The sequence below is a fragment of the Paenibacillus sp. JNUCC 35 genome, assembly GCF_058269095.1.
In genome coordinates this window covers 288,065-303,167 of sequence record NZ_CM177771.1, presented here as the reverse complement: position 1 = coordinate 303,167, position 15,103 = coordinate 288,065, and the positions used below count along the sequence as shown (strand labels likewise).

Annotated in this window: 9 protein-coding genes; 1 reads left to right on the top strand and 8 read right to left on the bottom strand. The window is 53.2% G+C overall.

The features are described 5' to 3' along the window. Positions 1-65 precede the first annotated feature (65 nt). Together AC2TF6_RS01460 and AC2TF6_RS01455 are read right to left on the bottom strand one after the other, a co-directional pair. On the bottom strand, positions 66-5,072 hold the full coding sequence (locus tag AC2TF6_RS01460; RefSeq protein WP_491309672.1) for a glycosyl hydrolase family 18 protein: 5,007 nt from the start codon (positions 5,070-5,072) through the stop codon (positions 66-68). 540 nt (positions 5,073-5,612) lie between these two features. After that, on the bottom strand, positions 5,613-9,686 hold the full coding sequence (locus tag AC2TF6_RS01455) for a bifunctional 2',3'-cyclic-nucleotide 2'-phosphodiesterase/3'-nucleotidase (protein WP_491309671.1): 4,074 nt from the start codon (positions 9,684-9,686) through the stop codon (positions 5,613-5,615). 290 nt (positions 9,687-9,976) lie between these two features. Between AC2TF6_RS01455 and AC2TF6_RS01450 the strand changes: the two genes are divergently transcribed. Then, positions 9,977-11,437 (top strand): alpha-amylase, encoded by a 1,461-nt coding sequence (locus AC2TF6_RS01450; protein ID WP_491309670.1) that lies wholly within the window; start codon positions 9,977-9,979, stop codon positions 11,435-11,437. 127 nt (positions 11,438-11,564) lie between these two features. Here AC2TF6_RS01450 and AC2TF6_RS01445 read toward each other — a convergent pair whose 3' ends face one another. The 6 genes from AC2TF6_RS01445 to AC2TF6_RS01420 all read right to left on the bottom strand — a co-directional run bounded on the left by AC2TF6_RS01445 (position 11,565) and on the right by AC2TF6_RS01420 (position 15,092). Continuing rightward, positions 11,565-11,897 carry a phosphoglycerate mutase family protein gene (locus AC2TF6_RS01445; RefSeq protein ID WP_491309669.1) on the bottom strand — a complete coding sequence of 111 codons (333 nt, stop codon included), beginning with the start codon at positions 11,895-11,897 and terminating at the stop codon, positions 11,565-11,567. Positions 11,898-12,256: 359 nt separating this feature from the next. After that, positions 12,257-12,640, bottom strand: a complete 384-nt coding sequence (locus AC2TF6_RS01440) for an ArsR/SmtB family transcription factor (RefSeq protein ID WP_491309668.1) — start codon at positions 12,638-12,640, stop codon at positions 12,257-12,259. Between the two features lies 1 nt (position 12,641). Next, a complete protein-coding gene (locus AC2TF6_RS01435; RefSeq protein ID WP_009675860.1) occupies positions 12,642-13,064 on the bottom strand; it encodes an SRPBCC family protein in 423 nt (140 codons plus the stop codon). Between the two features lie 26 nt (positions 13,065-13,090). Beyond that, a complete protein-coding gene (locus AC2TF6_RS01430) occupies positions 13,091-13,477 on the bottom strand; it encodes a hypothetical protein (protein ID WP_491309667.1) in 387 nt (128 codons plus the stop codon). 118 nt (positions 13,478-13,595) lie between these two features. Further along, positions 13,596-14,087, bottom strand: coding sequence for a GyrI-like domain-containing protein (locus AC2TF6_RS01425; RefSeq protein WP_491309666.1), 492 nt, complete (start codon positions 14,085-14,087; stop codon positions 13,596-13,598). Positions 14,088-14,153: 66 nt separating this feature from the next. Beyond that, the gene (locus AC2TF6_RS01420) at positions 14,154-15,092 is read right to left on the bottom strand and encodes a helix-turn-helix transcriptional regulator (protein WP_491309665.1); all 939 of its coding nucleotides are present in this window, start codon (positions 15,090-15,092) and stop codon (positions 14,154-14,156) included. Between the last annotated feature and the right edge of the window lie 11 nt (positions 15,093-15,103).

The window sequence follows — 15,103 nt, the reverse complement described above, 5'->3', positions numbered from 1 at the left end:
GCCTCCGCCGGTTTCTTTTTTTGATATACGCCTATCCGTTAATCCTGCATGCTTGCGAGCCGCGTTTACTTAACGGGAATCACGTTGATCAGCGCGTCGAGAAGTGCGCCCGATTTATCCATGCTGTATTCCCAGAACATCGCTCCGCCCAATCCCAGATCCTGTACAAACTGGGCTTTCGCCGTTATGGATTCAGGATCGTCGTAAGAAAGCCATGTGCTGCCGTTAAAGAGGTACGGTGCCTTGGCAGCATCGTCCCAGTAACGGGTATAGCCGTTGGCCGCGTTGTATTTCTCCAAAATTTCGTTGTAGGTCGGAGTAGCGCCGCTGCCTGTTGCAGCCTGTCCCAGACCGTTGTTGGCAGGCGACTGCACATCGGTCCAGAGATGGCTGTAGAAAGCGATGCCGACGACGATTTTGTTAGCCGGCACTTTCGCGTCTATGAACCGTTTAACCACGGTTTCCATGCTGAGTCCCGGTCCGTAAACGTTCGTGTGATGCTCCGTCTTCTGAACCCATCCGCCTGAGTAATCATAGGTCATGATATTGAAATTATCCAGATACTTGGAAATTTCCTCGGCTTCGAGAGCCTTCAAGTGACTTGGTCCGGCGCCTGCCGCCATGGACAATTCATAATACTTGTTGTCGGCAAGCCCCTGCTGATTCAGTTTGTCCCGGAGCATTTGCAGGAACAGGGTGTAGTTATGCTTGTCTTCCGGTCTTGCTTTCATTACACCGTCCGCGCTGATCGTCGGATATTCCCAGTCGATATCCACGCCGTCCAGATTGTACTTCTTGATGTAGTCCATAATGCTGTTCGAGAAGGTGTCGCGGGCTTCGTTAGTCAAAACCGCATCCGAGAAGCCGTCCGCTCCCCAGCCGCCTACGGCAAACAGCACTTTAAGGTTCGGATTCTGTGCCTTCAGGCTGTGAATGTACTGGTAATTCTGGTCGTCCTTCTGCTCCGGACGCGTGATGATTTTGTTGTCTTTCACCAGTGTAAAAGAGTAGTTCAGGTGCGTCAGTTTGTTGGCATAAACCGAATTCGTGACGGACCAGTCTTCCCAGCCCGCGATGTAGGCGATAACTTTCTTTCTAGGGTCTATTTTGAACTTCACGGTCGTAGAAGCCGTTTTGCCGCTTTTGCCGTGAACAGCCGTGACCACCAGGGTATAGTCGCCTGCTTCTGTTATACCGGTTCCTTTAATGTATTCCGCTCCGTTCAGCGTAGCCACTCCGACTGTACCCGGTGCATCCGTCCAGTTGGGCAGCACACCTGTCGTGTAGGTTTGCGCCTCAGCTACATTGGTAATTTGGGGTTTTGCAGGCACGGAAGTCGTGTCCGGCGTGTAAGGGTTGCCTTTCAACCCGTCAACCAGCGCATCCAGCAGAGCACCGGTTTCGTCTTGGCTGTACTCCCAGAACATAGCTCCGCCGAGCTTCTCTTTCAGTGTATAAGCCGCTTTCTCAGCCATGGACTCAGGATCGTCGAACGAGATGAAGATTCCTGTCTGAGCGTTATACAGGTATGGAGCTTTAGAATCCTGATCCCAGTAACGGGTATATCCGTTGGCTTCGCTGTAGGTCGCGAGAGTTACGCTGTAGGTCGGGGTTGCGCCGGTGCCTACGGCCTTTTGTCCGAGTCCGTTATTGGCGGAAGATTCCACATTCGTCCACAAGTGGCTGTAGAATGCGGCACCGATGACGATTTTGTTTGCAGGTACACCGTTCTTCTTATAAAGCTGCACGGATTGATCGACACTGTTGTTGCCGGATCCGTAAAGATTGGTATGGTGCTCCGTTTTCGGAACCCATCCTCCCGACAAATCATAGGTCATCAGGTTCATATTATCCAGCAGCGGAGTAATTTTATCGATTTCAACGCCCTTCAGATAACCGCTTCCCGCACCGACCGCGATGGTCAGCTCGTAATAGCGGTTCTTCTCCAGACCCAGCGCGTTAAGCTTGTCACGCATCAATTGCAGCAGGGAAGTAAAGTTCTGTTTATCCTCCGGCCGTGCCTTCATTACGCCGTCGGCGCTTTGCGTCGGATACTCCCAGTCAAGATCGACGCCGTCCAGGTTGTATTTCTTCACATAGTCGATGATGCTGTCGGTAAATGTTTGGCGGGAAGCTTCTGTTAATGCCGCGTCTGAGAAACCGTCCGCCCCCCATCCCCCTACGGAGATAAGGGTTTTAAGATCGGCGTTCTGAGCTTTCAGGCTGTGAAGATACGCGTAATTCGCATCATCGTTCTGCACTTCGATCGGCACGATTTTGTTGTCTTTGACATGCGTAAACGCATAGTTGATGTGCGTCAGTTTGGATGCGTCCACCGGTTTGGCTTCGGACCAGTTTTTCCAGCCGCCCACGTAAGCGATCACCTTCGTTTGCGGTTCAACTTTGAACTTCACGGTCGTGGAAGCCGTTTTGCCGCTTTTGCCGTGGGCTGCGGTAACGACGAGCGTGTACTCGCCCGCTTCCGTAATGCCGGTTCCCTTGGTGTAGGCGGCTCCGTTCAGCGTAGCGCCGCCTGCGGTACCCGCCGCATCCTTCCAGTTAGGCAGTACGCCCGTCTTGTAAGTCTGCCCTTCGCTTACACCTGTAACTGCAGGTGCCGCCGGAACCGTTGTCGTATCAGGGTTCAGTGTCTTTCCTTGAACACCTTTCACCAGTGCGTCCAGCAAAGCTCCCGTCTGATCCTGGCTGTATTCCCAGAACATCGCACCGCCGAGTTTCTGGTTCAGCACATAGCCCCCTTTTTCATGGAGAGATTGTGGATCGTCATAGGAAACCATCGTGCTGCCGTTGAAAAGATAAGGGGCATTGGCGGTACTATCCCAATAACGGGTATAGCCGTTGGCCTCATTGTAGGTTGCGATAATTTCATTATAGGTCGGTGTGCTTCCGCTTCCCTTAGCCGCTTGACCCAGTCCGTTATTCGCCGCGGAGGCGACATCCGTCCACAGATGGCCGAAGAAGGCTCCGCCGATCACGATTTTGCTTGCAGGAACTTTATTGGCCAGATACAGCTTAACGGATGAATCTACGCTAAGATCACCTGCATACAAATTCGTATGATGAGCGGTTTTGGTATCCCATCCGCCGTGGAAATCGTAGGTCATCAGATTAAGGTTATCGAGCAGCGGGGTGATCTTCTCGATTTCAACCCCGTCAAGGTATTTCTGCGTAGCGCCGACGGCAATCGTCAGCTCATAATATTTGCCGTCCTGGCTACCGAGAGCGTTCAGCTTCTCACGAATCGTTTGAAGCATCAGCGTGAAATTCTGCTTATCCTCCGGGCGCGCCTTCATCACACCATCGGCGCTTTGCGTCGGATACTCCCAATCCAGGTCGATCCCGTCCAGCTTGTACTTCTTGACGTACTCGATGAGGCTGTCCGCAAACGTGTTGCGCGCGCTTTCCGTCAATGCCGCATCCGAGAAACCGTCCGCTCCCCATCCGCCGACGGAAGGAAGAATTTTCAGCTTCGGATTGTCTTTCTTCAAGCTTTGCAGATAGGCATAGTTCGCATCGTCGTTCTGTCCCGGAAGGGAGACGATTTTATTGTCTTTCACATGCGTGAACGCATAGTTGATGTGCGTCAGCTTGGCCGCGTCGATCGGATTGGAGGCCGACCAGTTCTTCCAGCCGGGCACATACGCGATGACTTTCTTGGCCGTTTCCGTGGAACCGCCGCCGGTGCTGCCGCCAGAACCGCCCCAGCCGCCGCCGATCGGCAATCCGATTGTGATGGAGCCTTTCTGCGGGCCATCCACTTTGACGGGAGCTTTCTCGAAGGAGGAGCCTTTGCCGCCTTCGTTGACCGTCGCGTTTTCAACGGAGCCGTAGCCGGTAATTTTGGCCAGGGCATTCAGCACGAGAGATACAATGCTGGCATCATTGCTAACGGCCAGTGTCGTGTCGCTTCCGTCCACGATTACTTTGCCGATGGAGCCTTTGGAAAGCTCGATTTTGATGCCGGAAGCCAGCACGTGAAGGGAGTTAAATGACCCGATCAGCTGTGCCGTAGAACCGGCAGGCAGTTCTTTCGGGAAGATCACGTCGATAAAACCGGCTCCCGTCAGAGAACTTTCCTCTAATTTAACGGAAGACTGGACTATCGTTTGCTGAACGGAGGTGTTTCCTTGGGCCACGAGGCGGACCACACCGGTTTCCTTGTGGACAATCACCTTCACCAGGAACGTATCCACGAGGTGGATGGAATTTTCTCCGCCCCCGTTGACGGTAACGGTTCCCGCTACTTTCACGTTCTTCAAGGTGACATCCCCGTTTCCGATGCCTTTGCCCAGAAGAAGATTGCCTTGAATGACGGTATTCTGCAGAGTAACGCCCGAAACATTTACGGCAACGTCCCCGTTAACCGTTTCGGTTCCCGATGCAGGTCCGAAGGTGCCGGCCTTGTCATAGGAAACGGTTTGCAGCGATGGCGCGCGGCCCAGCAGAACGACCGTTTCTGCGCGGGTCAGCTTGCCTGCGGGACGGAAGGTGCCGTCTTCGTAGCCTTCGATGACTCCCTTGGCTACCATGGCGCTTACAGCGCCTTTGCTCCAATCGGCAATCGACGCCGCGTCTTTGATGTTCTTCAGCGCATCTTTGGAAGCCTCATCCAGCTTGAGCAGCTTGGAAAGCATGACCGCGGACTCCTGTCTGCTCACCGGCTGGTCCGGACGGATGCTTCCGTCGCTGTAGCCGTCCACATACCCGGCTGCCACCGCTTTGCTGATTTGTTCATACTGCCACTGCTCCGCCGTAACGTCCGTGAATTGGATCGGAGCGGAAGCCGTTAATTTATAGTACCGGTTAATAAGCGCCATAAGCTCTGCGCGCGTAATGGCATTGTCCGGCTGAAGAGAACCGTCCGAGTAGCCCTGAATCAGGCCTTTATCGTGCCATTCGCCAAGCTCTTTCTCTGCCCAATGCCCCTTGATATCGGCCGGTTGGGCGCTTGCTTGTCCCGAAACAACAGTCAGATAAGTTGAAAAGACCATGCTTGTACATAAAAGTAAAACAAGCCATCTCCAAACAAAAGATTGCTTAAGCGCTTTCATACTACACCCCAATTTCATCAAATTTATACAATGCCATTCCAAAGAGGAATCCTTCTCACCTCCAGTGCGTTCTCTTCGCAGGCACTGCTTCTAAATTCAGCCGCTTGGCTTGAACTTAAAACAAACTCGTGAAGCCTTATAAAGCTCATCCGAAAACTTGGTAAACGGTTACATAAAGCCGATGAAAGACAAATGCGTGCTGCTGCATGGAGACAGAAATGGACCTAACGACGTGAAATGAGTGCTTCATGAATCGTGAATTATGAATGACGACAAGCCGAAAGTGGGGGAAAACTGAGGGTAAAATTATGGAAGTTATTATGTAAGTTACTAATAATTATAATGGTTTTACAAAAGGTTAACAGGGATGTTTTTATCCACTGGAAGGGGATAATTCTCTATCTAGCTATTAAATTCACTGATTTTTTATACATATTAACGATAATAAAAATGCCTATTATTAAACAAAAACCGCCGAGGGAAAAAATCCCCCGGCGGCTCTTCCGGCTAGCTTAACGCAAGGATGCGAACGCCGTCCGATTACTTCGTAATTCCGTTGTAGATCACTTGCGCCGCTTCCGCGCGTGTCGCTTTCGCACGCGGTGCGAATACGCCATCGGCACGGCCGGTCATCAGGCCCTTCTCGGCCGCTGTTTCCACAGCCGTTTTGGCCCAAGCGCTGATTTCCCCGCCATCCGTAAAGATAGCTTTAGGCGTACCTGTAGTGCCTTGAAGCTGCGCGTACATGCGGGTAATCATAACCGCCATCTCTTCACGCGTAATCTTCTGATCCGGCGCGAAGGTATCTGCGGAGTTGCCTTCTACGATGCCCTTCTCGGATGCGGCGGCAACGGCTTCCGCATACCAGCTTCCGGCCGGAACGTCCTTGAACGCGGACGGCTTGGAAGAAACGAGCTTCATCTGCTTCACGATCATGTTCACGAACTGGGCGCGGGTTACATCCTGCTCCGGCTCGAAACGGTTGTCGGCTATGCCGTCAATGATTTGCTTGCCGGAAAGCTCCTGGATGACTTTATAAGCCCAGTGCGCCTGCGGAACATCCGCGAACGACTTCAGATTCACGATACGGCCGTCGAGAGACGCCGTGATTTTGCCGCCTTTGAACGTTTTCGTGATGTAGTTGTAGAACACATCGAGATCGATCAGGCCGGCTTGAGAGTTTTTACCTTCAACCAGTACTTTATAGTTGTCTCCGCCCGCAGCCATGAAGTTATTCACGGTTACGGTGTACTCGGCGGCATCCTCAATCGGAGTGCCGTCCGCCTTCGTCAGCTTCACGATGCGCTCGGCTGCCGGTTTGCTAAAGTCGGCCGTGTACTTCAGACCGGAAATTTGCAGCGTTTTGGTATCTGCGGAACCGTCCGATTTCTTGCCCCACTGCTGCTGCAGAAGCGTTTTGACCTGTGCGCCTGTCAGCGTCATTTTAACCAGCGTGTTGCCGAACGGCTGAATTTTAGCAAGATCGGAGAATTTGATATCTCCTTTAGGCAGGTCGGCACGGATACCGCCCGGGTTCATGAAAGCGAAGTCCGTGTTCATGCCGTCACGCATAGCGTCCGCAATCAGGTTGCCCAGCGGAGCTTCTTCGTTGTAGGCGTTGTTTCGGGAAATCACAGAGTCTGTCGTTCCGACAGGCTGCTTCAGAACCGGATATTTGTCCAGATATTTGTTGATCAGTGCGACCGTATCCGCGTCAGGTGTTACGCCTTCCTGTTTCACGTCTACGATTTCCGCCGTTTTCTTCACGATATCGCCGGTAGCCGGATCGATTTCGAGGTCAACGTCGGCAAAAGCGGTGCCGTAGGAATACGCTTGAACGATCAGCTTGTTGTTTACGACCGTATTGACTTTGGCATGGTTGTCACCGGCGAAAATAACGTCGACTTCATCGTCGATCGCGTTAGCCAGATCAACCGCCTCACCGGAAGCCACGTTGTCTTTCACGCTTGCCGGATCGTGCGCCAGAACGACGATAGCTTTTACGCCTTTGGCTTTCAGCTCTTGTACGGCTTTGTTGACGACAGGAGCCTGCTCAACGAATTTAACGCCTTTCAGGCCGTCCGGAGATACTTTGGACGGAGTGGAGTTGGTCGCCACGCCGATAAATCCGATTTTCTGGCCGCCCACTTCTTTGATGACATAAGAAGGAAGGATGTTCTCGCCCGTTTTCTCATCCACCACGTTGGCGTTCACGTACGGGAAGTTCAATTTATCGAAGGTCACGTCTTTGTTCTTCGTATCGGTACCGCCGTTGATTTGAGCGAGCATAGCGCCTACGCCCTGGTCAAACTCGTGGTTGCCCAGCGTACCTACGTCGAACTTCATCATGTTCATGAATTCCAGGGTCGGTTTGTCGCGCTCCATCGAGGAAACCGGTGCGGTCGCGCCTACGGAATCACCTGCATGAACAAGCAGCGTGTTCGGGTTCGTTTTCTTTCTTTCTTTCAAGTAAGTCGCCAGGTAAGGGGCGCTGCCCACTTTGCCGGACGCGGTTTCAGTCGTCGTATCGAGCTGACCGTGGAAATCGTTGATGCCCAACAGCTGGACTTTTACGTTCTTGTTGTCCGGCTGAGGCTGGCCTTTTCCGCTCAGGTCGATGGAGTAGACGCTGAAGCCTTTGTCCGTCGTTGCGCCCGTGCTCTTGATATGCGGGTTCTCCGGCAGATACGTAACCGCGCTCGGGGAGCTGGTGAACGTGACTTTCACATTGCCGGCAACCGGTGCGATGGACCAGTTTTTGTCCGCGGCCGGGTTGATCGTTTTCTGTTCGGAAATGTAATCCATCAGAGCCTGACGGTTCTCGTCGGCGGAATCTACGATCAGCTCCGCGTTCTTGAGGCCAGGGAAGTTGCCGCCGCCGCTTGCGCGGTAGTTGTTCGTGACCACGATGAACTCCTGGTTCGGGTCGATCGGCTTGCCGTTGAACTGGAGATTCACGATCCGGCTGGAGGAAGCGTCGTTAACGGCTCCGTCCACTTTGTATTTCGCCGGTTTGGTTACGTCCACCTGGTAAGTCACTCCGTCGATCACGTCGAAGTTAAACACCTGGAAGGAGGCGTTCAGCAGCTGCTGCTCGTCCGTTTTGGCCGGGTCGATCTGGTTGAACATGCCCGCGGACATTTCCAGCCATTCTTTCACGCCGGAGCCTTTGATTTTGACGGCTTTCAGCGTGTTGTCGTACAGATAGAGATCGCTCGCGCTCTTGATCGCGATAGGACCTTTGGCGATATCCGTGTACTCCGACGGGCCGTTGCGTCCCGCTTTGAACGGAGCGCCTACGGAGAGAATCGGAAGATCTTTATACTGCGGCAGGGTCGTCGAAATATACTTGCTCACATATTCTTTCTGAGCGTTCGTTACGATTTGGACCGAAGGGTCGTCCTGCACAAGCGCGAAATAGCTGTGAATCGGAGCGGTCGTTTCGCCGATCGGCTGGTTCGCGTATTTTTTCGTGCCTTCGTGCTCGGCCGCAACCGCTTGTACGATAGCCGGATCGGTATCCACAAGCGCTTTTTTCGTCGTGCTGTCATAGATATAACGAGTCGAGGACTGGGAGTTGGAAACTTTCCACTTGCCGCCCTCCTGCACGAGCTTCAGGTCGATCAGACCGAGGTTCGAACCGCCGTAGCCGGATTGCACGGCCGCAACGCCGTTGATCGTGCCTTTCGCGTTATCTACGCCGGCAACCGGGTTTCCGTTCGCGTCTTTAAACAGCGCATCAAGCTTCTTCACGTCAGGTGTAGGGAACACCTTATGAGAGTGCGAGAACGTAATCGCGTCGATTCCGGGCACCTTGCTTAGAGGCAGAACCGCGTTCTCGGCGAGCTGATCATTCGCCGCGGCCGTGCCGTCAAAACCGGAGTGTGCCATCGCGATCACGATGTCCGCGCCTTTGGCTCTCATTTCAGGCACGAATTTCTTGGCGGTCGCGACGATGTCTTTGGCCACGACTTTGCCGGTAAGGTTCACTTTGTCCCACTCCATGATTTGCGGAGTTACAAGCCCGATGACGCCGACTTTGATTTTCTGGTCGTTGCCGTTCTCGTCTTTGAACGTCTTGTCCATAATCAGATAAGGCGTGAATTTGTTGACATCGTTGTCCGGATTGTTGTCTTTGTCGTCTATGTAGACGTTGGCATTAATATAAGGGAATTTGGCCCCTTTGATCGATTTGTCTAGAAAATCAAGGCCGTAATTGAATTCATGATTGCCGAAGGTAGCCACGTCGTAATCCAGAAGATTCATAGCTTTGTAGACAGGATGGATGGCACCGGGGTCTTTGAGCTGGTTAATCTGGGCTATGTATGTTCCAAGCGGAGTCCCTTGGATCAAGTCTCCGTTGTCGACCAGGAAAGTGTTAGGGTTTTCTTTACGCGCTTCTTTGATCAGCGTAGCGGTTTTGGCCAAACCTACGCTTGCCGCGGCAGCGTCTTTGTAATAATCGTAGTCTACAAGATTTGTATGCAAATCCGTCGTTTCCATGATACGAAGATTAACGGTTGGGGAAGCGGATGTTTGCGCTTGCACAATGCCTCCTAAAGACTGAGATGAAATGATGCCGAATGCTAGGGAAGCGGTCGCGAGCTGCTTCATTCTTTTGAACTTCCTGGATCCCATTACGAGAATTCCACCTTCCTGTAAATAGTTACTTACCGATTTTAGCAGGTTCGGAATTAACCGTGTGTAAAATATTTAATAATTTTATTGAAAACGCTTAAAATGATTCTTAAGTCCTGTATTTAACCGACGGTCAATCCCGACAGCAGCCTATTTAAACCATGCAGGTTTAGACAGGACGTCCACTTGGGTAACCATTCCTTAGACCAAAAGAGATGAGCGACCCTTTGCTGCAAAAGGCCCACAGTCGACTAGGAGGAAAAGGAATGACAAGGAATCATACGATGATGCAGTTTTTCGAGTGGCACGTCCCCGCGGACGGCTCCCACTGGAAACGGCTTAAGGAGCTGGCTCCCGAGCTGAAAAAGAAAGGGTTCGACTCCGTCTGGATTCCCCCGGTTACCAAAGGACAGTCCGATCAGGATACGGGATACGGCGTGTACGACTTGTACGATCTGGGCGAATTCGACCAGAAAGGAACGGTCCGGACCAAGTACGGAACGAAGGAAGAACTGCTGGAAGCCATCAAAACGTGTCAGGACAACGAGATTTGCGTATACGTGGATCTCGTGATGAATCATAAAGCGGGTGCGGACGAGAAAGAGCTGTTCAAGGTGGTCCAAGTGAACGACCAGAACCGCAACGAGGTGATTTCCGAGCCTTTCGATATCGAAGGCTGGACGAAATTCACTTTTCCGGGACGGGGCGACACATACTCCGCTTTCAAATGGGATTTCGGGCATTTTAACGGCACCGATTACGATGCCAAGGAAGATAAAACCGGCATTTTCCGCATCCTTGGGGAAAATAAGAGCTGGAACGACAATGTGGACGACGAATTTGGCAACTACGACTATCTCATGTTCGCCAACATCGACTACAGCCATCCCGGCGTGAGAAAAGAGATGATCACCTGGGGCAAATGGCTTGTCGACACTTTGCAGTGCGACGGATACAGGCTGGATGCCATCAAGCATATCAACCACGATTTCATCCGGGAATTCGCAAGCGAAATGATCAAGGAACGCGGAGAAAACTTCTACATCGTGGGAGAGTTCTGGAACCCCGAGGTGGCGGCCTGCCGCGAATTTCTCGATAAAGTCGATTACAAAATCGACCTATTCGACGTCGCCCTCCACTACAAGCTCCATGCCGCCTCGCAAGCCGGCAAAGATTTTGACCTTACGACCGTGTTCGAGGACACGCTCGTTCAAACCCATCCGCTGCACGCCGTCACCTTCGTGGACAATCACGACTCCCAGCCGAACGAGTCGCTGGAATCGTGGATCGAAGACTGGTTCAAGCAGAGCGCGTACGCCCTTGTCCTGCTCCGCAAGGACGGGTACCCGTGTGTCTTCTACGGGGATTACTTCGGCATAGGCGGAGAGGAGCCGGCGGAGGGCAAGGCGGCGGCCATCGATCCGCTGCTCTATGCCCGCCAGCGCAAAGCCTACGGTGAGCAGGAGGACTACTTCGATCATCCGAACACGATCGGCTGGGTCCGCCGCGGAGATGCCGAAGTCGAGCGCTCCGGCTGTGCGGTCGTCATCTCCAACGGCGAGGACGGCGAGAAGCGCATGTTCGTCGGCGAAGAACGTGCCGGCCAGGTGTGGCTCGATATGACCGGCACGCGGGAAGATGAAATCACCATCGGCGAGGACGGTTTTGCCGACTTCCCGGTGAACGGGGGAAGCGTATCGGTCTGGGCGCAGCCGGACGAGGGCTGATGCGGCGCGCGAGCACCGGGGCGACGGGCACCGGACGACGGGCGAAAAAAGATTTATAAATTAAAGGACATAACGGATTAATCATCTAATCCGTTATGTCCTTTGTTATTCAACTCACGCATCCGATTCAAAATTCATCGTACTCGCAACAAAAGCTTTTAATATCATTATCGGCCAATTTAAAGAAAGTGTTTTGAGATACTTCCAATCTTAATGCTTGATCCTTTGTTAAATTTTGATAGATTCCTCTTATGATTCTTCCTGTTAGTCCGTGTGATACAGCGATTACTTTCTTTTTGTCCCGTATACTGTCATGAATTACGATTTTTAATAACTTCGATATATTTCTTACTTGTTCGATTCCTTCTAAAGTTAATGGTGAATCAAGCTCTCCTTGGTATCTCCCTTGTGAATTTAAAACGGTTTCCCCATGTCTAATTAAATAAATGGTTTGCTCCAAATTGCTGATCCCCCTAACAAAAAAATGAATAGTTCTGTATGATTTATCGAATATCCTCTTAATTAATTTAGTTTATTTAACTTTCAGTCAACTTTACTTTTTGCGGGGAACCGCTTAGCCAACGGCCTGCCCGACCCGGTTCGCTCTTCCTCCCGCTAATTCGACATGTTTCCCGTGGAACATTTTACCGCCATTCCTTCAGAGCTACCTTTAACCGGTCATGGCCATGGTGCTGAACGGCTCTGGCGATGCCGTCGCTTCGGGCCATCCGGCTGCGACGCCAAAAAAATCCCGTGCCCCTCGGTACAAAGAGGGACACGGGATTCACCGTCCGCCGCGGGGCGGGCAAGCATGGACGGCTAAGGCCGGCTTCCCGGCTCCGCCGCCTTGAGCCCGGAAGGCTCTCCGCCGCTTTCGCCGGGTTCGTCCGCTTCCACAAGGTGCTTGAGCACGGAGAGCCGGTTCTCCCAGAACCGCTCGTAGTACGCCAGCCACCGCTTCAGCTCCAGCAAAGGCTCCGGCTGAAGCCGGTACCGCTTCTCGCGGCCGACTTTTCGCTCCTGGACAAGGCCCGCATCGGCCAGAATACGCAGATGCTTCGAAACGGCCGTCCGGCTCATCGGAAAGTGGCCGCTGATCGCGTTGACGGGCATCTCCTGCCCGGCAAGCAGATTCAGGACCTTGCGGCGGGTCGGGTCCGCAATGGCCTGAAATACGTCCTGATTCGGTTCGGCCGTGCCCATATCAGGCCTCGACTTGCTTGCGGAGCGCCTCGACCAGACCTACCCAGCCGCCGGACATCCGCTCGCGGACTTCCGCATGAGACTGTCCGAATTCGGTCACCTTCTCCGGGTCCCATCCCGCGTGAATCAGGGTGAATTCGGTTTTGCCGTCCAGGTCGGCTAACTCGAACGTCAACGTCCAGTCTTTGCCCCACCGGAAGGAAAGCCGGTTCGGCGGGTCCAGCTCGGTCACCTTGCAGGGAGACTTCCCGAAGGGCCCCGCTTCAAGATGGAATTCATATCCGAGTTCGGGCTGAAAATCATTGGGCATAAACCATGCGGCAATTCCTTCGGACGTCGCCACGGCGTTCCATACCTTCTGGATCGGGGCATTGAAAAGCTGAGTCTGGCGGATATCCGGCAGAGTATTCGGCGTGTTAGTCATCTATAGTTCCTCCTGTATGCAGGTGCTTATTTTTTGGATTTTACCAGATCCGAGCGGCGAAAACGCAAAGCCGACCACTTGTCGTCGACGGCCACATTGCTGACGGGCCGGAACTCCGTGTTATTTTGTACCTTCGCGGCTAAAGTATCCCGGTTAATGTCCGTCTTGACCTTGGAGCTCTGCTTGGGGTACGTGATCCAGAAAACGGCGTCCTCCCGGAGCATGGGGATCACCTTCGGTACCCATTCGTCCACCTCCTGCCCGTGATTCACAAACAGCTGGAGAAATGCAGCCTTATCCTCCTCCTGGTCGGCAGTCTCCGTTTCGATGCCGAGACGGTACCCTTCAGGCGCATTCAGGACGAGGGCCGGTCCTTCTTTATAACGAAGTTTTTTGAGCAATTCTTCTGACATAGATGGATTCCCTCCGTTAATTTAGGAAACGTTTTGGTTACCTATTTGATTATAGGAAACCTTATGGTTTCATGTCAAGGTAAAGAAAAACGCCGGCTGGTGCGCCGGCGTCTCCGTTTTATCGGATGGCGATATAAACCTGGACGACACAGTTCTCGGGGTCAAACCCGCGTCCGTCGTACACCTCGAAGTCTCCCGTGTAAGTCCGCTGCTCCGCGGCGTTTTGGAAATACGCCCAGATTTCGTGCCACAGCTGTGGTACCACCTCTTTCACCGGGCCTTTGCGCGTCTCGAAAATCATGTATCGGGCTGCGGGAACATCCGCAAACTGAAGACCGGAAGATGCGCTGCCGGTCGTTTCTTCACTGATTTCATGTCCAAGCAGCGCCGTATATTCTCCCGACGCGTCGCTTTCGTAATCCGTGTACAATCCGTAAATCAGATGAGGGTTCTCAATGCCGGGCCTGGACGCAATATCGCTGACGAAAAACTGCTGCCAGAGCTGCGGCAGCTTTCCTTCCGGTCCCGCCTCTGCGGCGTTCGTGGTTCGGACACTCACGCCCGCCAGTCGGAAGGATGGTTTGTTTGCAAAAACGGATTTCATATTCATAGGTTCATTCTCCTCTTTTCCCTGTTTAAGAGTAGTGTAGCCGGGAAAAGTGGACAGCTGTATGTCCTAGTTCTCGTAGCGGAGCAAAATTTTGCGGGCCCGCTCCCGGATTTCGCCGGCCAGGCTGGACGGATGCTCGATCTTCAGACTGTCTCCGAAACTCAGCAGCATCCCGTAAAACCACTCGTCCAGCGCAAAAACCCCTTGGACGCACAGGCTTCCGTCCGGCAGCAGACTCACCAGACCGGGCGGAAAAGCATCCCCCACGCGGTGCCGGACCTCCGGACGAAAGTGCAGCGTCATCTCCACTTCCTTGTGAGCGAGCCACTGCGGGTTCCAGTTGTATCCCTCCAGAGGAGGAACTTCACGAGGCTCCGAAGCCTGAGAAAGGACGGACAGATCCGCGATCCGGGAGAGCCGGAAGACGCGGAACTCTTTTCTCATCGTGCAGTAAGCGTGCAGGTACCAGACGGAACCCTTCAGGATCAGGGCGGCGGGTTCAACGATTCTTTCGGTCTCGGTCCCGTTCGTGTTCACATAGGCGATAGCCGCCCGTCGGCTTTCCTCAATCGCCCGCTTCAAGAGAGAGACTTTGTTTTTCGCCGCCTCCCCCTGCCCCCACGGATGAAAATCGAAAACGATCTCGTCCTTGCGCCGCTCCCAGTCCGCGGTATCCGTCCGTAAAAGCAGTCCCTGCACTTTTTCCGCCAGATTAGCGTAGGTCTGGTCGTCGAGAGCCGTGCTTACGCCTTTGACGGCCGCAAGCAGGGACGAAATCTCTTTGAGGGAGACGAGCTGCCTGGCCAGCGTGTACGGCTCCATAATTTCAAATCCGCCGGACACGCCCTGGTGGGCGACAACCGGAATTCCCGCCCGGCTGAGCGTCTCCATGTCGCGGTAGATCGTTTTCGTCGTCACTTCGAACCGTTCGGCCAGCTCCTTGGCGCTTATCCGTCCCCGGTTGAGCATCAGCACCGTCATCGCAAGCAGTCGGTCTATCTTCACTAAGGTCATCC